Genomic DNA, 21,617 nt, shown 5'->3' on the forward strand with positions numbered 1-21,617 from the left:
GCAGCATTCTTTCGAAAATGATGAAGCTATAGATGTCGTACGCCAGACCGGTAACTTTTAACTCATAACTTTCAACCTTTAACTTTTAACCTTCAACTTTACAACAACATGAACAACGATAAATTTGCCTTGCCTTTTTACTGGAATGATTATGAAGATATCGCCATGTCTTTATACGAGAAATTTGGTGATGACTTTACCGAAGCCAAAATCTATCGCATCCGTTTCACGGAGCTTTTAGAGTGGGTTTTGGAATTACCGAACTTTAAAGGAACCCGTGAAGAAAGCAGCGAAGGGCATTTAGAGCAAATACAATCTGCCTGGGTTTACGAATGGAGAGATAATCAGTAAAGTAAGTCATGAGTTCGGAGTCCTTAGTCTTGAATCGGTTCCGAACGCCTAACGCTAAATATCATACGCACAAATGTTTCTTCAAAAACTAAAGGAAATTACCACCTTCATCTTTGATGTTGATGGTGTATTAACAGATGGATCTGTTCAGGTAACAGAGAGCGGGGAATCACTGCGTACTTTTAATATTAAAGATGGCTATGCCATGCAACTGGCCGTAAAGAAGGGATATCATTTTTGCATCATATCGGGTGGAGATGGTATTGCCTTACGGAAACGTTTTCTCAATCTGGGCATAAGTGATATTTTTTTAGCCGCTGGTGATAAGGTTTCGATCTTTAACCAATATTTAAAAGAAAAAGGCATTACCGCGAGTGAAGTGCTTTATATGGGTGATGACATTCCGGATTTAAAAGTGATGAAACTGGTTGGGCTTCCCACTTGTCCGGCTGATGCGGCTGAGGAGATTAAGGCCATATCTACATTTATATCTCCTTACAACGGAGGTAAAATGGCTGCACGAGACATTATTGAGAAGGTAATGAAAGTACAGGGCAGATGGCACGATGAAAATCCAAATGCTGCTGATTCGGGTAAGTAAGTTGGATCATTAGGGAAATTCGTCCTTGCGAACTGAAGGGCAGGCTCCGTAATGGCGTGAGGCAATCTTTCTTCGCAAAATAGATTGCTTCGTCGTTCCTCCTCGCAATGACGAAAATGTAATCTTATCCATTGTCTGTGGCAGAATTACACTTAAAAGATTGATCTGTTTTAATTTGCAACATTGAAGTTACAGTATGCCATTAAACTTTGTTTCCTGCTAATACTCCAACTTATCTAAACTTCAAAAAACAACAAGATGAAAAAATTATTAATGATCTGCGGATTAATGCTGGGCATAGCTGGTTTCGCTCAGGCACAACAGGGGGGCGGAAGAGGTATGATGATGAAACCTGAAGAACGTGTAAAACTATTGGATGAAAAGCTAAAGCTGAGTGATGACCAGAAAACAAAGCTAACCACTGTTTTTACAGAACAAGCTGAAGCCATGAAAAAAATGCGTGAAGAAATGCAGGGAGCTGATCGGGATGCCATGAGGGAGAAGATGCAAAAATTCCGTACGGAAAATGATACAAAGGTTTCTGCAGTGCTAAATGACGATCAGAAAAAAACTTATGAGGCCTGGCAGAAAGAGCAACGCGCTGAAATGCAGAAGCGTATGCAGGGTGGAAGTAATTAATCTCTTAAAACATTCGATAATAAAAGCGGCTTTTGGTCGCTTTTATTATTTTAGCAAAAATTTACGTTATGGCAATTACATTCCCACCCATTATACTGGCATCAAAATCACCGCGCAGACAGGAACTTTTAACCCTGATGGGCTTAAATTTTAAAGTGGTACTGAAAGATGTCGATGAAAGTTATCCTGATGGATTATCTCCCGCCGAAATTGCTGTTTACATTTCAGAACAAAAAGCAAAAGCATTTAAGGCTGATGATGAAATCGTCATCACGGCTGATACCATCGTGGCCTTAAATGGCGAAATATTAGGCAAGCCAGCAGATCGTGCACATGCTCAGGAAATGCTGGCAAAATTATCTGGTCGTAAACATGAAGTTTATACGGGTGTGACATTAGCTAAAGGCAATAAAATCTATTCTTTTTATGACCGGACTGAAGTTTATTGTAAGTCAGTTACCAGTGAGGAGATTGATTTCTATATTGATCACTATCAGCCATATGATAAGGCCGGGAGTTATGGTGTGCAAGATTGGTGGGGATTGGTAGTGGTACAGCGAATTGAAGGCTCTTACACCAATGTAATGGGGCTACCTACTGAAAAGTTATATCAAGAGCTCAAAAACTTCTTAGGTTGATAAGTAGCTAATCCTGAATTTGAATACAGATTCAATCAAGTTAAACCTACTAAGTTCTTTATGTTGTTAATTCAGCCCACAACATTGCTTTTATGGTTTACTGAAGAGTCTTCAAACGTAATAAGATCATTTATGCCTACAATTTTTCCGAAGAATACCTCACAATATTTTTTGGAAGAGGCTTATGCAAACTTATGATATCTTTATTTTTATCAGCAAATTTTCTTCTCGAGCCACCTGTTTTTCCTGCTGACAATTCTTCGAAACCATAAAACCTAAGTACCGTAATTAATTTCCCCCAGGTTAAATCTTTGGGCTTTGATAAGAATCTATTAATAAGTTTTTCGATTCTACTCAACATTGTAACTGAATTGTAGTTGTACAACATCTGCTATGTTTTTTCTATTGCAAAACAATTAAATCATTTTAAATAACTTATGGAATCCTGATTTCTTTTTCATCATGTTAACAAATCTAAAAGATGAAAAATTCGCCAGCACAAGTGACCATTGCAGAACCCTGTACTCAGCATTGGGATGAGATGGAAAAAGAATCAGGTTTTGGTTTCTGTACAGCCTGTTCAAAAAACGTGATCGACTTTACGAATTATACCAACGCAGAAATCATTTCTGTATTAACTCAAGCCAGCACTTCGATATGTGGCCGTTTAACAGTTACGCAGCTCAATCAGTTGAACTATTACTTATTAGTTAAACCAGCGAATAGAAACTGGATGAAATACCTAGGTATACTGGCCATTGGCGCAGCCATTTTTACTCAGGATGCCAGCGCTGCTATTCCTCGCGTGGCTACAGAAATTACAGCGCAGTCTACAGTTAAAGAGGACGATAAAAAGCCAGATACTGTGACGAGGATATCAGGAGTGATTTTAGGTTTAGATAAAAAGCCCAGGTCCGGAATTCGTGTGGTCATTTTGAACACCAAATATCATACAATAACAGATGAAGCTGGTCGGTATGAATTTGTTTTTAAATATGGTTTAGATCTTAAAAGCAATGTACTTTCTGTGGAGAGCGCACGCTTTGCCGCAACAATGATACTCGATTACAGCAAGGTCAAGCAAAAAGATTTAGCTTTGCAAAGCAGCCCAATCATTATGGGAAGAGTGATTATGCCAGCTAAAAAATTAACCCTCGAATAAATTTTGCGACAGCATGCCCATTTTTAAATCATAGGTTGATAGTATTAGCTGGTTAATCTGAAGTCTGCCCAGAACGTAGTTGGTGATGAGGGCTGCAATTACAATTAAATCTACCCGAAGAGGAATGATACCCGGCATTTCTGATCGCTGTTGATGCGTAGAGTTAATCAACTTAACAGAGAGGGTAATATATTCATCAAAATCGAAATGATAGGATTGGAGTGTATCTAAATTAATGACCGATTTTTTCGCACTGCTCACCAATTCGGCGAAGGTTTCAAAAGCACCCGCTGATCCGATTAATGTTTTTGGCTGATACGGTGCACATACGGTAAATAAGTCTGTCAGTTCCTCTTGAATGTGTGCTAAAATATTATTTTTATCCCCATCCGAAATGGGATCTGACTTAAAAAATCTTTGCATTAAACGGGCTGCACCAATATTATAGCTCTTCTTCCAGATTAATTTTTCTGTATTACATAGGATAAATTCCACGCTACCGCCACCAATATCCATAATTAAGGCTAAATCTTCTACTGCGCCGCTTAATTTTACGCCTTCATAAATTAATGCAGCTTCCTCATCACCGGATAAAATCTCGATCTCTATTCCTGTCTGTTCCTTAACGATATATACGAAATCTTTCCCGTTGCCGGCGCTGCGCACCGCTGATGTAGCAGTGGCCCTGATCTTCTCTACCCTGAACTTTAAGATAGTTTCCTTAAAGTTTTTAAGACAGTTAATTCCCCTTTCAAATGCCTCCGGAATGATGATGTTGTCATTGATGCGTCCTTCACCCAGTTTAACAGGGACATTCGTTTTATAAAGTACTTCAAAATTTTGCCCGCTGACCTCCGCAATCAAGAGGTGAAAGGTATTGGTGCCCAGATCAATAACCGCTATACGCATAGCTGATAATAAGTTAAAGTGTTTAGCATTTAATTTCAGACCAGATTTTTCAAACCATCAAATATGCTCTCAAAAAATGTAGAGATATTTAAGCCGGAACTGTGGTTGAAATACACAAAAACGAGGAAGGCAATCACCACAAAAATGATGAGTTTCCTAAAGGCAAAGGCAATAATCACGAGTGCAATTGGAATGATGAACAGCCATAAACTATTAATGGTGTATGGATTCAGGTCATTGTCTTTTTTGTATACATAAACAAGTTTACTATGTGTACCGAAATCGTTTTGATGTTTGATATAAACAAAAGTAGATTTATCTATGGGCAAGGGCAATACTGCGATGCCATCATTGAATTTAAGAACCTGGGTAAAACCACTTACGCTAAAGGTATATGTCCCATTAATATTTTCATTCGGAACATTCAGCGAATCGGCGGCAATAATGGCGAGCTTATTATTTTTAATTAAATTTTCCTTCACCAGGAAATTGTTAATGGTTGCGGTTTGTGCCGAGCTGATGAAAGCCACCAAACAAAGTGAGCAAAATAAGATTAATTGTTTCATTCGATAGAACGTTTATTGTAAATTAAATAACCGATATGCAATAATACACCATTTCTTTTAACTGCATCATTATATAAATTATAACTCAGGCTTACGGGGCCAAGCGGTGTATGATAAACCACTCCGGCTGTTGCCGCATAGCGAATTTTTGTAATGGCCTTTGCATAATCAACATCCTGCAGGCCAACGCGTTCAAATTCCTTATGCGGTAAAAATAAATAAGCTTCAGCCCTTAAATCAATATTTTTTTTAAGGCTATAAATATTTTTAATCCCTCCGGCAGCATAAGTAGTGGCCCTGAATTTATCGAGAAAGAGCGAACGGCTATCCTGAATAGGGTAGAAGGCAGGAGCAACCAGCAACGTAGAGTAATAATTGTTGAATAAAGGCTGATTGGAAATCACGCCTTCCACAATATAGCCCAGCGTATACTTCTTCAGGTGCAGAAAATAGTTCTCCTGAGTGATTTTAATACTGCCCCAATGGTGCAATCTGCTCACTTCCGGTGATTTAACATAACCAAGTGTATTGCGAAAGATGTTGCCTGGCGTATAATTTTCCCTGCCGGTGGTATAGTTGAAGCTGAGAGAGAAATTTTGACCATTGGTGGCATATTGTTTCCTGTTTAAAGAGTTTTTTTCGAGATTAAGTGAACCCCTGAAGCCATTAAAAATGGTTTGATCCAGTAAGTCGCCCACCGCAAAGGTATTATTCGGGCTATATCGATCCGTATTATTGATGAAGCTGGAGTGCAGGACTATTTTAGTGTTGTAATTTAATGGAACACCCATCATCAGGTCAATCTTGCGGTCAGATTGCTCGATATAAATAGGACGTGGATTTTCAATAAAAATCTGGCTGGTATTGTAAAAATTCCAGTGGTTATAAGTCATTTCTGCAGCCAGAAAAAGCGGTAATTTCGTAGGATAATCTATCCGGCCGTTCAACTGAACCGATTCGTAAAAGCGACCGGAATAAAAGCTCGTTCCAAAGGTGTATGCCTTGCGGTTTAAATAATTGTATTCGGCACCCAGAAAAACATTACTGATGGGACGGGTGGATATATTGCCACCCAAATCCAGTTTAAAGCTTTTTTTGGGCTGAGCCACCACTTCAAAAGTATAGCTATCGGTAACAGACTGATAAGATATTTTGGGATAAACGGTTTCAAAAGTCTGATCGGCAACCAGTTTATAGTAGCCGCGCTTAATATCCTGCAGGTTAAATGTAGGCTGGTCACTTTTGAATAAGCGCTCGATATATTTTTTCTGCTGGTCGTTTACGCCGGATACAGAGACTGTACGGAACTTGAAATCAGGTTTTTTGGAATTAAAGATGGCTCTTTTTTTTGCCAGTTCCTCATCACTGACCCTTCTGCTGATCAATAGCTTAATTCTGGGCATATCTGCCATCGTTGCATCATATCCTCTTTTAATCAGTTCTTTTACGGGGGCAAAGTTAGTTGCGGTATATTCGGCCAGATCAGGCTGGATGTAAACGCCGTTTTTTCCAATCATGGTGGAGTCTGATTTGGACAAAAACATGTACACCAGGAAACGGTTCATTAAACGGTCATCGGTATTTTTAGGATATTCATTATAGGTTTTGGAAGAAACATTGGCCCCGATCATATAATCAGGCTTAAATTCCCTTTCCATCACATCTGCAGGGAAGTTATTATACAAACCACCATCAAAAACATATTTTCCATCCAGCTTAATCGGACGGTAAATGATCGGAACCGTCATTGTTGCCCGCACTGCTTCTGCTAAACTTCCTTTGCTCACCGTAATACTTTTCTGAGAAAGCACATCGGCCACCATACAGCGGTAGGGGATAAAAAGCTTATTAAAATCATCCTTAGATACAGCTGATGCCTGTGAGAAAAGTTCCAGAAAGGCAAAATTTAAAGGAATATCATTAATCAGGTTGGAACGGAAACTAAAATGGAACCCTGTATCTATGGCCACTTTAGCTGTAAGCATAGAAGCATTGGGTGCATTCTTTTGGAAATAGTAAGTATAATCGCTTGTATAGCGCCCGTTTACCCAGTTTTGAAAATCATCACTTAATGCTATTTTCTCAATCTCTGCCGGTGAATAGCCTGCGGCATACATGGCACCAACAATGCCGCCCATTGATGTTCCGGTAATATAATCTATGGGGATGTGATTTTCTTCAAGCGCCTTTAAAGTGCCAATATGCGCCAGGCCCTTTGCACCGCCACCGCTAAAAACAAGACCCACCTTTTGCGCATGCAACTGGGTATAGCATAAAACGAAGAGTATCAGCAAAATTCTTTTAAAAGCTACCACTCTCCTAAAATAAGATTTTCTTTTAAAATTAATTCAATATGAATAGGTTATAAGTTAAAAATGATGCAAAACTAACCCAAAGTATGTAGGGGATGAATAGTAGCCCTGCCCATTTATCTATTTTATAAAACATCATTGCGTTAAGAATGATAACCGCCAGGAGTACAATAATCTCTGCCAGGGCAAAACCAATTTCATGCAGGTAAAAGAAAATAAAAGACCAGGCCAGGTTTAAAATAAGCTGGATGAAATAAATGGCTACCGTTCTGGGGAAGTGAACAATGCGATCGCGTTTAACCCAAACCAGATAAGCAGCTATTCCGATTAATACATACAGGCTTGTCCAAACCGGCGCAAAAAGCCAGTTAGGTGGATTAAAAGCGGGCTTATTTAATAAAGGATACCAGGTTCTGACCGATTGCGCTGTAGCATAACCGCCCAATGCCCCAATACTCAGGGTGATCAGTATGCTTAAAATGAATGCTAAAGGCTTAAATTTCATGGCCTAAAAATAAGCTTAAACTTTGGTAAAGCTTAATATTTTCTATCTGCCAATGCCGGGAACAACCGCAAGGCTTTCATTCTCTTCATGGCCAACACTTTGTACAGCAAATAAATAATTGTCTTTACTATAGGGTAGCGTTATCTTAGTGGCTGAAGTAAAAAATTTCTTTTCCCAAACGGGGCTGCTGGTTTCGCGCATGAGCACATAATAACCCTTCACATTGCCGCTTAACGGTGCTTTCCAATATAATTGTGAAGCATTGCTCAGGTTTTTAACATCTATTTTAACTTCTATGGGTGCTGAAGGTGCTTTGGCTAAATTGGCCAAGACGGCGATATTAACACCCGTATTTTTTCTGAGGTATTCAAAATCCATAAATTCTTGTAAATCGCCATATTTAATGCCATTTTCCGTTCTTAAATCCTGATGCTGATGATCAAAATTTTCATTCATTTCAGTGATTCTTACTGCGGTAAAGCCATTTTCAACAAAAGGCGTGTGGTCGCCACCCCTTAAAAAGCGGTCATTTCTGTAAATGAGTTTAATCTCCAGCTGATCGACATAACGTTCGCCAACTTCCTTTACGTATCTTGCTAGCTGACGGCTTTTACCATCGTTTTCCAATCCAAACTGGCGGATGCTTTTAGCGTTTTTATCCAGCTCGTACGTCGGCAGGCCTTCACTAAACACACGTAACCGGGTATTGTCTATAATTTGTGTTTCACTGCTGTTATTGCTGCCAATCATATCGTTGTTAAGCATCGCATCAACATTCCAACCTTCTTTTTTAGCTTTATCCGCCATAAACCCCGAACCTAATAACGATTGTTCCTCACCGCTAACGGCTACGAAAATAATGGTGGCAGGAAATTTATACCGGCTCATAATCCTTGCGGCTTCTATTACGCCGGCTACCCCGCTGCCATCATCGTTTGCTCCGGGCGCATTACTGCTTCGGTTCATTACATCTGTAACGCGACTGTCCAAATGCCCGCTGACCACATAAACCCTTTTATCATTTGGATCAGTTCCTTTTAATATGGCCACTGCATTTCCCAATAGGGTAGGTTGGTCTACCCGTTTACCGTCTGGTTTAAAAGTAGTGGTATCTAAATATGCCGAGAGCCGGCCATCACCTTGTTTTGCAAATTGATTAAACTTTCCAACCACCCAATTTCTGGCTGCCCCAATTCCTTTGGTTTTGCTTTTCATATCACTTAACGTATTTCTGGTGCCAAAGGAAACCATTTGAGCAATATATGACTTCAATGAATCCTGGCTCACAGCTTTAACCATTTGATCAATATCCTGATTTCGGTTTACTACAGTTTGTGCATGAAGTGAGGTGATCAAAAAAGAAAAGAGTATGATAGCAGCGGTCTTTTTCATAGCGGGATAATTGATGTGCTAAGATATTGAATGTTTAATTAATCTGATCCGGAGCCGGACAAAATCATGTAACATTTTAAGCATAAAAAGCTTCCTGATTTTAATCAGAAAGCTTTTTATTTGAAGTAGGATAATATTATTTTGCTATTGAAGAAATTTCTTCTTTATTCGCTTTTTTCCAGTTTCCAAATGCTTTTTTTACGGCTGCTTTTGCCGTATTCATTTCAACATTACCCGCAACAGTTAAAAATGTTTTTTCAGGTGAGATTTCATTATAAAAAGCCCGAAGATCTGCAAGCGATATGGCATTTATCGTATTTTCATTTACCGTTTGGTCGTAATCGTAATCCTGTTTTTTTAAGCTGGCAAGTAATGTCGCTTTGCCGCTATCGAATGCTTTTTGGTTGATGTCAGTATGTTGAATGATGGAGGCCATTTCTGTTAATCCTTTTTCCAGCTGGGCATTATTGGTAGCCAACCTGCCACTGTTATCTTTAAACAGGATCTGATCATTTTTTGAGGCACGCTCATTTAATGTCGCGTTAAGCAATTCTACAATGCCATCCTTCTTATTTTGAAATGCTCTGGTATCTAAGGTAAAACTCGAAAATGCACCCTGGGACTTTTGATTTTCTGAAACGATAATTTTCATACCATTTTTTAACGAATAATTGATAGGTTCACGCATACCATTTTGTGCATTACTGGCCGATGCAGAAAAGATAATTAACGAGAAAACGACGATTTTTTTGATAGTGTTCATGTGTGTTATTTTTTTATGATGATAAATTATAGTTATCCATTCAGTTTATTCATGCCCAAAAGCGCCAGAGGAGCATAAATAATAAATGATTTTGGCTTATATACGGGTTTATATTTTGTCTGGTTTTTAAAATGAACAGATTTATTCATTTTGTTCATTATATTGATGATCATATCATTCATTTTGAATGTCGTTGCCTTTGTTACAAATAATATGCCAACAAGTGCGGTATTATATTGGAAGAATATGATTATTCGAAAATGCTATAATAATGATTGAACCTTATAATTTTTATCTCTCCTTTAAAAATTATATATCACATTTGAGAAGGAGGCGTCGTTGTTATCATTCAACCTATTTTACATGGCATTTTAACAGCTATTTTTGGAAAACAGGAAAATTAAAAATCTCATGAGTACAAAGCTTGATTATTTTGAAGTGATCAAGCTTTGTGGCTAATCAAGATTATTCGTGCAGCTGTTGCCATGGAAGAGGCGGGAATTAGGGCACTAAATCCTGATGTCTGAACAATATATTCAACAATTTCTTCAGAGCATAAGTAAAGAAGATATTATTATGATTTAGCACATGTGTTCATCCATAATAAATTTTTTGATTTCTTTCACGGTTTCTTCCGGTTCACAAATCTGTGGGAAGTGACCGGTGGCCTTCATCACAACTAAAAAATTATTGGGTGTATACTCCCTGATGTATTCGCCTATATGCAGTGGAACCAGCGGATCATTGGCCATGGCTAAAGTCAGGCTTGGAACGGATAGTTCTTTTAATTTTTCCCGGCAATCTGTTTTAAAGGTAGCCATGGCAAAGGCCAATGCAATACTGGGATTGGTTTCTTCGAAGCATTCAATTAAAAATTCTGTTAATTCAGGTTTATGAGGACAATCCAGCACAGCTGGTGAAATCGCTTTGGCCCATCCGGAATAATCGTTTACAATATGGTTAAAAAGGGCTGCTATATCTTCAGTTTTAAATCCGCCAATATAATGTTGATCATTCAGGTATTTAGGGGAAGGCCCGATAAAAATCAATTTCTTAAAAACATCTGGTTTTTGTATTGCGGCAATCATCCCGATCATGGCGCTAACCGAGTGGCCGACAAAAATAATTTCCTGAAGCTGAAGTGCAGCTATGATATCAAGAACGTCGCAGGCATAACCTTCTAAAGTAGCATATTTGTGGTAATCATACTGACTGATGTCGGTGTTTCCAGATCCTACATAGTCAAACAAAATCACCTTATAATCTTTCAGAAAAGAGTGGGTAATGTATTTCCAGGTGCTTTGTGTACAGCCAAAACCATGTGCAAAAACAATGATCTGGCTACCTTCACCAAGAATTTTAATATTATTTCTAACTAAAACGGGATGCACAATATTCGGGTTTAATTCAGCTCAATGTGGGGATATTCAATGAAATTAAATATTGTTGATCGGAAACAGAAATAAAATAAAATAATGAATGAAAAGAAAAAACATGCAATGAACTGCGGTTGGGCATACCGGGTATGCTATTCAGTTATTGCATGTTCAGGTTAATATTTACTGTGGAAGGATGCGATTAATTTTTAATCTTAATCTCCGTTCTTCTGTTTAAGGTTCTTCCTTCTTCGGTATTATTGGTGCTGATGGGTTCTTTTTCCCCATGGCCTACAATGGTAAAACGATCGGCACTTAAACCTGCATTTACAAAATATGATTTAACAGCATTTGCACGATCTACTGAAAGCGACATGTTATGCTCCGGACTACCTTCTGCAGAAGAGTGACCATTCAATACAAACTGGGTATTTGGCGATTTTTTCATTTCTGCTACCGCTTTGTCTAAAATAGAAAAAGAAGAGGTTTTGAGCACAAAGGAATTAAACTCAAACTGAATATTATCCAGATTGAAGTTTGGCTGATCTGATGGCGCTGCTTCAGGTTCTTTTTCAGGCTCAGGTGCCGGTTTTTTGGCTTCTGCAGGTGGAGCTGGTTGAGCTACCGGTGCAGGTGCTGGTTTGGCTGCCAGTTTTTTGGTTTTGCATGAATACATGCTTAGTGTTGATAATGCGATAAGTGAGGTGAATAAAATGTTTTTACTGATGTTCATTTTTTTTGGTGTTAAGGTTTTGTTCAAATCAAACATACAAAATTCCGATTATAGCTATAACGATTCTTTTTAAAAGAACTTATGTTGAGGAAGGCCGGAGATGAAAACGGATGGTGCAATTCTATCGGAAAAGCTGATCATCAGGTAAAAACCAAAGGCTGGTTTCTGTCGTATATGAAAATACCAGAAACAGAGAACCTATGAAAGATTTTACAATTGCCGCATTATTGGGCGGCCCGGAAATGATTATCCTTGGCATAGCCATATTATTATTGTTTGGAGGAAAGAAAATTCCGGAACTGATGAAAGGCCTGGGTAAAGGAATTAAAGAATTTAAGCAAGGCCAGCAGGATGAACCCGTTCCCGCCCCGGTTAATGAAAAAACGAAATAAATTTTTTATGATAACCAACAAACCTTACTAGTTTTAAAACCGGTAAGGTTTGTTGCTGTATTATTTAAGAAATTAATTTATCTGATTTAATACCATGCACCGGTTTCCTTTTGTTTTATAAGAATTTATCCATTCATTAGCATTAGAAAACCAATTATAAAGCTTTTTATAAGCCGAAATAATCTCATTGGCAGAGGTTAAAAATTCCCCTCCAAATCCTCCTCCTGAAAGATATAAGCATGTGATCCAAAACTTATGTGGTTGGCGAGGTACTAATTATTAATTTAGTCTGATTGTATGATTAGTACTACTATTCAAATATCCCGAAATTTTTAATTTAATCATGATTATTGACTATTATTCAGGCGTGTTTTTTTCAAAAAAGTCCATTTATTGTATGTAATGCGAATGTTGAAACGTTTTTTAGCGAAACAAATTTTTGTTTCCAGAAAAAACGTTTCGGATTTTGGAAACAAATTTTCCCGAAACAAAAAAATGTTTCGGCTTTTTTTGTTTCGGGAATTCATCATTTTATTATTGGCATTATCTGCTATCGCTTGTTTCCGGTTTATAAATTTCCGGTTAGTGCAGGATTAATTTTTAAAACTCATCAAGTCTAAATTCGCAGCCATGCCATCGATGATTTGAGTTTATGATCTCAATGTGCTGTGTATAAAAGCACTACACATTGCCCTGAAAACCTACAACATTTTGATTTATATGAAGTATGATAAGTGATACGAAAATTATTTTAAAATAAATACAAGCATCTTTTCCTGATAAAATCTATGTTTAAATGCTTTACATTAAACCTTTTCAAAACTTGGGCAGATTGAACAGCTGTAAATGAGCAACATAGATCATTCATTGGCTCAATATTTGGTAAATGCATATATCGTTTAACCAAATCAACCATCATTAAATTTTACGCCAACGCACTCATTTTCAATAAACAGATTCATCAGCAATATTGGGTGCAGGTTTAAATTAAAATGGTGAACAGCTTAGCCCTATGGAAAACAAACTCATCACCGAAATCAATATAGAAGACCGGGCGATACCTCATTTTGCCTCATTTAGTTTACAACAGGAATTTAACAGCCACCATTATTTTGAACTCCGGTTTAACCACGACCAGATGGGTGCCCCCGGCCTGATTAACCTGGATGACAGCCGCGATTTTGTAGGAAAAACCCTAACCGCCTCCTTTGGCTACGCAACCGAACAGATGCAGCAATTTGCTGGCCTGGTTACCCGGGTAGAGCTGGCCCAAAGCCACGGCTACCATGGGGTGTTGATTGTGAGTGGTTACAGCCCCACTATTTTGATTGATCGCGGGGAAGACCTCGGTTCTTACCTGGATAAAGATTTAAATGAAATTGTAAAACTGGCCACCATTGATACCCCGGCAAACGATTTAAAAATTGTAGCCAATGCCAGCCGCCAGGCCAGTATTGATTACCTGATCCAGTACAAGGAAAGCGACTGGGAATTTTTAAACCGCCTTTCTGGCGAATACCATGAATGGCTGTATTATGATGGTAAGCAGCTGAATTTCGGGAAGCCTGACACCCAAAAGGACATTGGCCTGTTTTATGGCCGGGATGTCCACAACCTGCAATACGCCATGGAACTGGCACCCCTTAAAAACAAACGTTTTGCCTATAACCCCAAACAGGATACCATACTGGAAAGTGAAAGCAGCGGCCAGGCCGGCGGCCATCCTGACCTGGATTATGCCATCAAAGCATCGAACCTGATGTACAGCAAAACCTTTAACCAACCCTCCATGATCAGGGTGGATAATGATGGCGATATTAAAAGTCATGTAGAGAATGAAGAAAAAGCGCACATCAGCGAGTTGTTAAAGATAAACGCCAGTGGCGATAATGCAGCACTGGGCATTGGTACCCTGGCCGAAATTACCATGAGCATCAGGCAGGAAATCGCCTTTGCTACCGAAAGCCTGGGGCGGTTTTTAATTACCAGCATTACCCATAACCTGGATGGCACGGGGAAATACCACAATACTTTTGAAGGCGTGGTGGCCAGTTCTGAACGGATACTGGTGAAAAATTATACTAAACCCAGCCCGGATATGCAGCTGGCTGACGTGATTGACAATGACGACCCGCAGGGGCAGGGCCGCATTAAAGTAAAATTTAAGTGGAAATGCCACAGCAATGATGTAACCGAATGGCTGCGCGTGGTCAGCCCGAATGCGGGCACGGGCGATACCGGGAAAAACCGAGGCTTTCACGTCATCCCCGAAAAAGGCGACCAGGTGGTGATCGCCTTTGAAGAAGGCAACGTGGCACGGCCCGTGGTAATGGGCAGTGTGTACCATGGCAAAAGTGGTGACAGCTCTGGCTTTAAGAACAGTAACACCAAGGGTTTAACCTCCAGAAAAGGCAGTGCCTTGACTTTTGATGATTTGAACCATGCGCTGAATATGGGTACCAGTGCGGCCAACTTCATCAACATTAAAAACGGGCAGGCTTTGCTTACCGCACAGGCCGGAAATAAAATTGTGATTCATAGCGGTAAAAGTACCATTACCATGGATAAGGAAGGGAATATTGATATCAGTGGCGAGCATATCAGTATTAACGGACGAGCAAGCATCGATATTCAATCGCCGAAAATTACCATGGGTAACCTGGCCCCGGCAGAAGGTGCTACACCAGAACAAACGGCGGCCGCTACCAAAACTTTAGATATTAAAGGCGAACTGATTACGGTGGAAGGGAAAGACCTGGTAGATGCAAAAGCCAGGGCCATGAACCTTGCCGCCACTGAAAATGATTTTACCATTGATGGCCAAAAAAACTTAACCATAGGCGTTACCGCAACAGCTTCTTTAAATGGTGGCAAGGTAGAAATTAATAAAAGCTAAGTTATGTTGTACGAAGATAACTATCCGATCAATTTTGGATTAACAGAAGGTACAAGCAAGGCTTACCAGATTGAGCAGCAAATTAGCTATACGGTTGACGATTATCAGTACCACAATGAAATCAAAACGGAAGTAAGGGTTACGGTAGAGCAAAAAACTCCCTTAAATTATGTGTTTTCCATCCAGCTATTAAATCAGTGGCAGCTTAAAAATGATGGTGTGGATGCGGTAGATATGAGCATGGCCGAGTTGCGTAAGAAACTCCTGATTGAAACGGATTTGCAAGGCAAGATTCAACAAGTGGTCAATCTATCTGAAATCAAAGATCACTGGCTTGAAATTAGGCCTGCGATAGCTAGAAAATATGCAAATCACGGGCAGCTTAAAGAATTGATCAATGATGCGGTATTACTGCTATATACAGATGGTGGGTTAAACAGGGCTATACAATCATCCTATCTATACCAAGCTATATTGCCTGGGCTACTGGAACAAAATTTCAGCAAAGAAAGACAGTATGCTTTTAACGGTCACCGCGAAATACCCAATGCCATCGGACAAACTGCATTACCCTTTAAAACAAAAGTTTCGTTGGCAGATTGCGATGAGGTACAACATAGCTGCACGATCAAAATAGAGGGTGAGATTGATCGGGACAATTTTGATCAGGATAGTGTAACTGAAATGTTTAGCGAGCTACTGGAGGTCTATAATCTCAATGCTCATGTAGAAGGTTTTCATTTAGAAAGCTATGAATACGGCAGCGATGGCATGCCTTTGCAGTCATCCCAATTGACCCAATACGCAATTGAAAGCGTATTGATGTACCGTAATAGTTGTATCCTAATACCTTTAAACAATTAGCCATGGCCAAGAAATATGTTCCCAATGGTGCCTATCTGGTTTGCGATAAAGGGCTTGGGTATGGAAAACTCAAGGTAACCAACCATAAAAATGTTAGGCTGTATGGCAAACAGATGGCTACCGAGGGCGATAAAGTACCCATGGTTAATATTCCCTGCCTGGGGATCTGTTCCATCACCAAAACCAAATGCCAGCCCATCCCCTTGCTGTGGCAGGGCGTGCAACAGGGCATCACCATTGGCCCTTACCACAAACTGCTGGAAGATTCTAAACTGCCCTGCAGCCTGGGTGGTAAAATTGGCATCCATTTTAGTGTGCCTGCTGCCCTGGCCGCCATCGAGGCCAATGTAACCGCCATGCGGCAGCGGGAGATGAAAAGCCTTGGTGCTAAGGTGGATGACTGGTTTCAAAAGGGTTTTGACGAGCAGGAAAAAGCCAACAACAAGGTTGGTGGTCTTTACGGTAAATATTCCAATTTTAAACTGGGCATAAATGAAGGGATATATGGTGGGGTAAAAGGCATTGGTGAAGGGTTGGTGTTTTTAAAAGAGATGGGCGATAAAGCAAGAGGTGCCGCCTTACACGCTGTAACCCACCCGGCTGAAACCGCGGGCAAAGTAAAAGATGCTGCTGTAGCAACCAAAAATGCAGTAAGCGGTGCTGCCGATTGGGTAAGCACACCTGGCAATGTAAAGAAAGTTGCAAGTGATATTGGGCAGGCGCACATAAATGCTTATAATTGGGCAACCACGCCTGGCAACCTGGAAAATGCTGGTAAGGCTGCCATCACTAAAACGGGTGAAGGGCTGACGCAAGCCAAAGACTGGGCATCAAAGCAAAGCCCACGCGATTGGGGAAGGTATACAGGACGTACCGGGTTCGAAGTGGGTCTAATGTTTACGGGCGTTGGAGAAGCCAAAGCTGTGGTAAGTGGTGTAGAACTTGCGAATGTTGCGGCTAAAACTGGTGAGGGTGCCAACATTTTAGCTAAAACTGCCGAAGCGGCAAGGGCAGCAAAAATAGCAGAAGAAGCTAACGCAACGGCAAAAGCATTGGAGGTAGCCAAAGCAGCAGAAGAAGCTAAAAAGGCAAGGACATTGGGGGAGGTGGTATCAGCAAAAGCAGATGATGTTATAGAATTAGCACCTGGTACTAAAGGTAACTGGAATAAAATTTTAAATAATAAGTTAAAACCAAATTCAACATATAAGGTCGGCAATAAACTTTATGAGACTGATGAGTTTGGAAGGATAAAAAGAGTCAAAGGAGAAATAGAGCTTGGCAAACTTGGCAGAAATGGATACCAACAAGGAAAATCTGTTATTTTAAAAGATGGAACTAAAGGTATTGATGAGGGTGGGCATTTAATTGGGCACCAATTTAAAGGGGCAGGTGAACAAATTAATTATGTGCCTATTAAAGGTACGCTTAATCAGGGTGCATGGAAAAAGATGGAAAGCGATTGGGCAAAAGCTTTGAAGGAGGTTCCTCCTAAAAAAGTTGAAGTTGATATAAAAAATATATACGATGGAGTTAGTAAGAGACCGTCGAAATTTAAGGTTATTTACAAAATTGACGGAAAAACAAACATAAAAATATTTCCTAATAACTAAAAAAGATAGAATATGACAGTTGATGAAATTTATGAGGCTATTGCCAAAGAAATCCTAAACGTAATTAATGATGACTGGGATAAAGCTTGCTTGGAATTTGAATTTGTTGGAGAGGGAGTTGTAGGGTATACTGGTGATTACGTTAATGATAATAATAAAAAAGATATTGAAGTTGAAAACATCGATGACGATGTTACTGATTGGTTAAGCCAACTTCATGAGATTACAACCGAAGGCGGTAACAACAAATGGAACCGAGCGATATTCACATTATTTTCAACAGGCAAATTCGATATGGAATTTATTTGGGATCAAGAACTAAACGATGAAATTGAGCGTTTAAGTAAGGAATAAAATTCATGGATATCACAAATAATCTAATAAACGAAATAATTCAAATTTCAAATTCTAATATCCCATCAGATGATTGGGATAATTTTACCTTGAACATTTATGCGATAAATAAAATGATTTCAGTTAAATCATTTTATGAGAAAAATGGGGAAATAATTTCTTTTGATCCAGAAGAAAATGGCGAGGATGTAACGTTAAAAATTAAAAAATTGCGCGAAGAATTATACAAGTTATCTCCTAATAAGGGAGCTTGGTATACATGTATAATAACTGTAACTAGCGACGGAAAATTTAACATAGATTTTGATTATGATGAAAAGCCCGAATTTAAATATGATCCCAGCCCGGATAAGTTTATTGATGATTTGAAAGTTTTCCCAAGAGATAAGGATTTGGTACCCGAATGGTTGAATGATATTCTATTAAAAAATTAAACTTTCTTAGCTTTGAAATATTCAGTAAACACCATTTTTCACGGAGGCTATGAATAGATGAAAATTTACAAATTAGCATGATGAGTGATTTTAGATTTTTAGAACAGTTTAAAGTAGTTGATGTCAATCAGTATAGTGCATTGGATCATAAATTATATTCAGAAAATTTGTCAGATATTGCAATTTCCGAGGATAAATTAGGTTTTTCGCTTCCAAAAGAACTAAAAGATTTTTATACCCAAATTGGATACGGTTTTTTTTGCAGCTAAATAAAAGCAGTTTTGATAGGTTTCCAGCCGCAATCAGGTTGCACAAATAAACCTCAAGGAAGATTTTTACGAGTTCGATCCTGATTTGGAATTATATGACCAACTATATCATGGTGATAAATTACTATTTTTTGAGGTAAACGAGGGCATTTATTTAGCCATAGATAAAAAAGATGAAAATGGCAAGAATGAAATTTATTATTTTAAAGATAAAATAGCAAATTCGCTTGAGTCGTTTATAAAAGATTTTATTAATAACGAGAATTTATTGAAGGATTTTAGCCACTAAATAAGAGAACATCACAGATTTAAATTATACACAAAAGCCCTCTTTTCGAGGGCTTTTGTGTATAATTCTTTTGTAAAGGAAAGTCTACCACCAGTATAAAAATCCTGCGAAGGTCAGTATATAGCAAACCAAAAAGGTCTAATCATGGCTAAAAACTGGGCGGCGAAACAAAGCCCCCGCGATTGGGGCAGGTACACGGGGCGTACCGGCTTTGAAGTGGGTTTAATGTTTACGGGCGTTGGCGAAGCCAAAGCTGTGGTAAGTGGTGCAGAAGGGTTAACGTACTTGCCAAAACTGCAGAAGGTGCCAATGTATTGGCTAAAACGGCTGAGACTGCAAGAGCTGCAAAAATAGCGGAAGAAGCCAATGCCGCAACAAAAGCTTTGGAAGCCACCAAGGCAGCTGAAGAAGCTAAAAAGGCTAGGACACTTGGGGAGGTGGTATCAAATAATACGGATGAACTTGCTGAAACAACTTTTAGAGATAAAAATGGAGTTCTGTGGAAAAAAATGGACAGTTTGCAAAAGATCCAAATACTGTAGAATTTAAAAAAAATATTTCTGAAAGGAAAAAAGGCTTTGTTAAGGGATGCAAAAGATCCAAACAGCGGACTATCAGATAAGGCAAGAAAGGAGATTCTGAAATCTAACGGAAATACAGTACCTAAAGGCTATGAAGTTGATCATACACAGCCACTATATACACAAAGAACCATAGCATCTAAGAAAGAATTAGATATTTCGGAAAATATGAAAACAATGAGGAAGAGTGAACATGAAAAATTACACACCCCATGCAATAAAATTAAATACCATAAATATCCACCAAAAAATTATAAATAATTTATGAACCTAGATACACTTAAACAAATCTATCTTGAATTAATTAAAAATTACGATGAGGTAGCAGCTATTAAATTTGTAAGAGAATTAAATAGTTCAAATGAAAATGATATTCTAGAATATCACCATGGCTTGTTAAAATATCAAGAACCGTATATTGATCTATTCTATCAACTAAGGGGAGAGTTTTATAAACATGGCGATGAGGGCAAAGCATTTCTATTAGATAAGATAAACATTGAAACAGACCCGGACCTGAAAGCAGAAGCTCTTTTTATATTGGGCACAATGGAGTGCGTAGAGGTGAAGCCCATTGCCATTAGCTTTTTAAAAAGTGAAAATTATAAGGAACAATACTATGGTATAATCGTGATTGGATGGCTTGGTAAGAGCGAAGATATCGTTATACTTGAAAATGAATTAACTAATAATAAAAATTCAGAATTAAGGGCTTATGCTGCAACAGCACTAAGGCAGATCGCTTTCAGTAATTCCAGGCTAAATAAGAAAATAGCAGGTGCCTATTCTAGGGCATATCAAAGTGAAGCTGACGAAATAGTCCGAAAAACAATCATTGTCTGTTTTCAAGATTTGATTAAAGTGAAATTTGGATTAAGAGAGTTACAAACAGGAGAAATAACTGGAGATTTAAATCAAGCAGAACCAAAATTTAAAAAAGCGTTAATAAATTATTTAGGTTAAATGAAAATATTCTTATTTGATCCGGAGTATGATTATGAATTGGAAGATTATGACGCCAGTTTAGAAGAAGCAATAGAAGCCTTTTATGATTTGCCAGATGTAAAGGGGACATTCTTTGGATTATTTGATAATGATAACCGCTTTGTGCAATTTGCTTGGAATGCTCAGGACGAATGGTTAATTGATATACCATCCGATTCATTTGAAACTACAAAAAAATCCTTTCAACTATATGGATCTTATGATAAATGTATCAAAATAATTAATATACTTTTCAAGGATACTACTGTAAGTCAATTACAACTACAAATAGAAAATAAGATCCTATTTAAGGATAATGATGAGTTTTAATTAATCCGGATGAATTCCTCACGCAAGATAAATCCAAAGAAAATAAGAACAGATGGGATTTATTAGACAATTCTGAAAATTAGTTAAAAGAGGCATTAGTTTTTTTTATTTATCTTATTGTCTAAAAACGTAGGAAGCCCATCAAAACCATTGTAAAAAATATTTAGAAGCCTGTTTTTTTCTGTTATAAAATTTGAAAACCCGACCAGGTTGTTGAAATCGGGAAAGTAAAATATAATACATTATTAAGAAGGTTTTAATCTACTGATCATGCTGCCAGCAATAACCCGTTCCATTTGCATTTCTTTTGCAGCGGCTTCTTTTTTTGGTTAAGGCTTTACATTGCCCGGTATAATTGGTGGTTTTATTTTTAGCGCGATTAACTGCTGAAAAGGTATTCATTATCCCGGATGTTTTAGCTGCACATACACCACAGCTACCACCGGCACCACAGCTTTTACATGTACTGCAATTGGAACATGCTGTACAAGGGTCATACCCATAGCAGGTAGAAACTACAGCTTTTACTTTACTTTTAGTGGGAGCGGTGTGAAAGAGTGTTAGGCTTAACACCATCAGGATAATTAATTTCAAAATAGAGCGTCGTTTTAGTATGTTAAGTAAATTAAAGGTGATAAGTTAGCGGCAATTTTTTAAACCTACA

Annotated in this window: 26 protein-coding genes; 16 read left to right on the plus strand and 10 right to left on the minus strand. The window is 38.5% G+C overall.

Annotation, left to right across the window (positions count from 1 at the left end; all coding sequences use genetic code 11):
• The first annotated feature begins 108 nt into the window (after positions 1-108).
• The 4 genes from iscX (at position 109) to OQ267_RS07700 (ending at position 2,229) form a co-directional block, all read left to right on the plus strand.
• Positions 109-351 carry a Fe-S cluster assembly protein IscX gene (gene iscX / locus OQ267_RS07685; protein WP_088300868.1) on the plus strand — a complete coding sequence of 81 codons (243 nt, stop codon included), beginning with the start codon at positions 109-111 and terminating at the stop codon, positions 349-351.
• A gap of 73 nt (positions 352-424) precedes the next feature.
• Positions 425-952 (plus strand): KdsC family phosphatase, encoded by a 528-nt coding sequence (locus OQ267_RS07690; protein WP_088300867.1) that lies wholly within the window; start codon positions 425-427, stop codon positions 950-952.
• 258 nt (positions 953-1,210) lie between these two features.
• On the plus strand, positions 1,211-1,591 hold the full coding sequence (locus OQ267_RS07695; RefSeq protein WP_265835445.1) for a hypothetical protein: 381 nt from the start codon (positions 1,211-1,213) through the stop codon (positions 1,589-1,591).
• Positions 1,592-1,659: 68 nt separating this feature from the next.
• Positions 1,660-2,229 (plus strand): Maf family protein, encoded by a 570-nt coding sequence (locus tag OQ267_RS07700; protein ID WP_265835446.1) that lies wholly within the window; start codon positions 1,660-1,662, stop codon positions 2,227-2,229.
• 136 nt (positions 2,230-2,365) lie between these two features.
• Here the strand turns inward: OQ267_RS07700 and OQ267_RS07705 are convergent, their stop codons facing one another.
• Positions 2,366-2,617, minus strand: coding sequence for a hypothetical protein (locus OQ267_RS07705; RefSeq protein ID WP_265835447.1), 252 nt, complete (start codon positions 2,615-2,617; stop codon positions 2,366-2,368).
• A 93-nt stretch (positions 2,618-2,710) separates the two neighbouring features.
• On the opposite strand from OQ267_RS07705, the gene OQ267_RS07710 reads away from it, so the two are divergent.
• A complete protein-coding gene (locus OQ267_RS07710; protein WP_265835448.1) occupies positions 2,711-3,391 on the plus strand; it encodes a hypothetical protein in 681 nt (226 codons plus the stop codon).
• Here the strand turns inward: OQ267_RS07710 and OQ267_RS07715 are convergent.
• From OQ267_RS07715 to OQ267_RS07750, 8 genes are all read right to left on the minus strand, one after another.
• Complete coding sequence (locus OQ267_RS07715; protein ID WP_265835449.1) at positions 3,377-4,300, minus strand: exopolyphosphatase; 924 nt, start codon at positions 4,298-4,300, stop codon at positions 3,377-3,379. The genes OQ267_RS07710 and OQ267_RS07715 overlap by 15 nt on opposite strands.
• 35 nt (positions 4,301-4,335) lie before the next feature.
• Entirely contained in the window at positions 4,336-4,866 is a 531-nt protein-coding gene (locus tag OQ267_RS07720; RefSeq protein ID WP_265817082.1) for a hypothetical protein, read from the minus strand.
• Entirely contained in the window at positions 4,863-7,160 is a 2,298-nt protein-coding gene (locus tag OQ267_RS07725) for a patatin-like phospholipase family protein (RefSeq protein ID WP_253248992.1), read from the minus strand. The genes OQ267_RS07720 and OQ267_RS07725 overlap by 4 nt, the downstream gene beginning before the upstream one ends.
• A gap of 49 nt (positions 7,161-7,209) precedes the next feature.
• On the minus strand, positions 7,210-7,683 hold the full coding sequence (locus tag OQ267_RS07730; protein WP_265817085.1) for a TspO/MBR family protein: 474 nt from the start codon (positions 7,681-7,683) through the stop codon (positions 7,210-7,212).
• 42 nt (positions 7,684-7,725) lie between these two features.
• A complete protein-coding gene (locus OQ267_RS07735; protein ID WP_265835450.1) occupies positions 7,726-9,075 on the minus strand; it encodes a M28 family metallopeptidase in 1,350 nt (449 codons plus the stop codon).
• Positions 9,076-9,211: 136 nt separating this feature from the next.
• Positions 9,212-9,838 (minus strand): hypothetical protein, encoded by a 627-nt coding sequence (locus OQ267_RS07740; protein WP_265835451.1) that lies wholly within the window; start codon positions 9,836-9,838, stop codon positions 9,212-9,214.
• 581 nt (positions 9,839-10,419) lie between these two features.
• Entirely contained in the window at positions 10,420-11,229 is an 810-nt protein-coding gene (locus tag OQ267_RS07745) for an alpha/beta fold hydrolase (protein ID WP_265835452.1), read from the minus strand.
• Positions 11,230-11,416: 187 nt separating this feature from the next.
• A complete protein-coding gene (locus OQ267_RS07750; RefSeq protein WP_088301345.1) occupies positions 11,417-11,947 on the minus strand; it encodes an OmpA family protein in 531 nt (176 codons plus the stop codon).
• 200 nt (positions 11,948-12,147) lie between these two features.
• Here OQ267_RS07750 and tatA point away from each other — a divergent pair, with 200 nt between their 5' ends.
• The 11 genes from tatA to OQ267_RS07805 all read left to right on the plus strand — a co-directional run bounded on the left by tatA (position 12,148) and on the right by OQ267_RS07805 (position 20,953).
• Positions 12,148-12,339 carry a twin-arginine translocase TatA/TatE family subunit gene (gene tatA / locus OQ267_RS07755; protein ID WP_088300856.1) on the plus strand — a complete coding sequence of 64 codons (192 nt, stop codon included), beginning with the start codon at positions 12,148-12,150 and terminating at the stop codon, positions 12,337-12,339.
• Positions 12,340-13,351: 1,012 nt separating this feature from the next.
• On the plus strand, positions 13,352-15,235 hold the full coding sequence (locus OQ267_RS07760) for a type VI secretion system Vgr family protein (RefSeq protein WP_265835453.1): 1,884 nt from the start codon (positions 13,352-13,354) through the stop codon (positions 15,233-15,235).
• Positions 15,236-15,238: 3 nt separating this feature from the next.
• Positions 15,239-16,099, plus strand: a complete 861-nt coding sequence (locus OQ267_RS07765) for a hypothetical protein (protein ID WP_265835454.1) — start codon at positions 15,239-15,241, stop codon at positions 16,097-16,099.
• A gap of 2 nt (positions 16,100-16,101) precedes the next feature.
• A complete protein-coding gene (locus tag OQ267_RS07770) occupies positions 16,102-17,712 on the plus strand; it encodes a DNA/RNA non-specific endonuclease (protein ID WP_265835456.1) in 1,611 nt (536 codons plus the stop codon).
• A 12-nt stretch (positions 17,713-17,724) separates the two neighbouring features.
• Complete coding sequence (locus OQ267_RS07775; protein ID WP_088300851.1) at positions 17,725-18,066, plus strand: immunity protein YezG family protein; 342 nt, start codon at positions 17,725-17,727, stop codon at positions 18,064-18,066.
• A 5-nt stretch (positions 18,067-18,071) separates the two neighbouring features.
• Entirely contained in the window at positions 18,072-18,500 is a 429-nt protein-coding gene (locus OQ267_RS07780; RefSeq protein ID WP_088300850.1) for an immunity protein YezG family protein, read from the plus strand.
• 77 nt (positions 18,501-18,577) lie between these two features.
• Entirely contained in the window at positions 18,578-18,769 is a 192-nt protein-coding gene (locus tag OQ267_RS07785) for an SMI1/KNR4 family protein (RefSeq protein ID WP_265835457.1), read from the plus strand.
• 603 nt (positions 18,770-19,372) lie between these two features.
• Positions 19,373-19,600, plus strand: a complete 228-nt coding sequence (locus tag OQ267_RS07790) for a hypothetical protein (protein WP_265835458.1) — start codon at positions 19,373-19,375, stop codon at positions 19,598-19,600.
• A 36-nt stretch (positions 19,601-19,636) separates the two neighbouring features.
• Complete coding sequence (locus OQ267_RS07795; RefSeq protein WP_265835459.1) at positions 19,637-19,900, plus strand: hypothetical protein; 264 nt, start codon at positions 19,637-19,639, stop codon at positions 19,898-19,900.
• Positions 19,901-19,903: 3 nt separating this feature from the next.
• Positions 19,904-20,602 (plus strand): HEAT repeat domain-containing protein, encoded by a 699-nt coding sequence (locus OQ267_RS07800; protein ID WP_265835460.1) that lies wholly within the window; start codon positions 19,904-19,906, stop codon positions 20,600-20,602.
• The gene (locus tag OQ267_RS07805; RefSeq protein WP_265835461.1) at positions 20,603-20,953 is read left to right on the plus strand and encodes a hypothetical protein; all 351 of its coding nucleotides are present in this window, start codon (positions 20,603-20,605) and stop codon (positions 20,951-20,953) included.
• 261 nt (positions 20,954-21,214) lie between these two features.
• Here the strand turns inward: OQ267_RS07805 and OQ267_RS07810 are convergent, their stop codons facing one another.
• Positions 21,215-21,547, minus strand: a complete 333-nt coding sequence (locus tag OQ267_RS07810; protein ID WP_265835462.1) for a DUF5763 domain-containing protein — start codon at positions 21,545-21,547, stop codon at positions 21,215-21,217.
• Positions 21,548-21,617: the final 70 nt, after the last annotated feature.

The sequence above is a fragment of the Pedobacter sp. MR22-3 genome, from assembly GCF_026240075.1.
In the GTDB taxonomy this organism is placed as follows: Bacteria; Bacteroidota; Bacteroidia; order Sphingobacteriales; family Sphingobacteriaceae; genus Pedobacter.

What these genes read in the sequence shown, in the direction of transcription:
- iscX (WP_088300868.1), top strand. Translation starts at nt 109, where the DNA reads ATGAACAACGATAAATTTGCCTTGCCTTTTTACTGGAATGATTATGAA.
- OQ267_RS07690 (WP_088300867.1), top strand. Translation starts at nt 425, where the DNA reads ATGTTTCTTCAAAAACTAAAGGAAATTACCACCTTCATCTTTGATGTT.
- OQ267_RS07695 (WP_265835445.1), top strand. Translation starts at nt 1,211, where the DNA reads ATGAAAAAATTATTAATGATCTGCGGATTAATGCTGGGCATAGCTGGT.
- OQ267_RS07700 (WP_265835446.1), top strand. Translation starts at nt 1,660, where the DNA reads ATGGCAATTACATTCCCACCCATTATACTGGCATCAAAATCACCGCGC.
- OQ267_RS07705 (WP_265835447.1), bottom strand. Translation starts at nt 2,617, where the DNA reads ATGTTGTACAACTACAATTCAGTTACAATGTTGAGTAGAATCGAAAAA.
- OQ267_RS07710 (WP_265835448.1), top strand. Translation starts at nt 2,711, where the DNA reads ATGAAAAATTCGCCAGCACAAGTGACCATTGCAGAACCCTGTACTCAG.
- OQ267_RS07715 (WP_265835449.1), bottom strand. Translation starts at nt 4,300, where the DNA reads ATGCGTATAGCGGTTATTGATCTGGGCACCAATACCTTTCACCTCTTG.
- OQ267_RS07720 (WP_265817082.1), bottom strand. Translation starts at nt 4,866, where the DNA reads ATGAAACAATTAATCTTATTTTGCTCACTTTGTTTGGTGGCTTTCATC.
- OQ267_RS07730 (WP_265817085.1), bottom strand. Translation starts at nt 7,683, where the DNA reads ATGAAATTTAAGCCTTTAGCATTCATTTTAAGCATACTGATCACCCTG.
- OQ267_RS07735 (WP_265835450.1), bottom strand. Translation starts at nt 9,075, where the DNA reads ATGAAAAAGACCGCTGCTATCATACTCTTTTCTTTTTTGATCACCTCA.
- OQ267_RS07740 (WP_265835451.1), bottom strand. Translation starts at nt 9,838, where the DNA reads ATGAACACTATCAAAAAAATCGTCGTTTTCTCGTTAATTATCTTTTCT.
- OQ267_RS07750 (WP_088301345.1), bottom strand. Translation starts at nt 11,947, where the DNA reads ATGAACATCAGTAAAAACATTTTATTCACCTCACTTATCGCATTATCA.
- tatA (WP_088300856.1), top strand. Translation starts at nt 12,148, where the DNA reads ATGAAAGATTTTACAATTGCCGCATTATTGGGCGGCCCGGAAATGATT.
- OQ267_RS07760 (WP_265835453.1), top strand. Translation starts at nt 13,352, where the DNA reads ATGGAAAACAAACTCATCACCGAAATCAATATAGAAGACCGGGCGATA.
- OQ267_RS07765 (WP_265835454.1), top strand. Translation starts at nt 15,239, where the DNA reads ATGTTGTACGAAGATAACTATCCGATCAATTTTGGATTAACAGAAGGT.
- OQ267_RS07770 (WP_265835456.1), top strand. Translation starts at nt 16,102, where the DNA reads ATGGCCAAGAAATATGTTCCCAATGGTGCCTATCTGGTTTGCGATAAA.
- OQ267_RS07775 (WP_088300851.1), top strand. Translation starts at nt 17,725, where the DNA reads ATGACAGTTGATGAAATTTATGAGGCTATTGCCAAAGAAATCCTAAAC.
- OQ267_RS07780 (WP_088300850.1), top strand. Translation starts at nt 18,072, where the DNA reads ATGGATATCACAAATAATCTAATAAACGAAATAATTCAAATTTCAAAT.
- OQ267_RS07785 (WP_265835457.1), top strand. Translation starts at nt 18,578, where the DNA reads ATGATGAGTGATTTTAGATTTTTAGAACAGTTTAAAGTAGTTGATGTC.
- OQ267_RS07800 (WP_265835460.1), top strand. Translation starts at nt 19,904, where the DNA reads ATGAACCTAGATACACTTAAACAAATCTATCTTGAATTAATTAAAAAT.
- OQ267_RS07805 (WP_265835461.1), top strand. Translation starts at nt 20,603, where the DNA reads ATGAAAATATTCTTATTTGATCCGGAGTATGATTATGAATTGGAAGAT.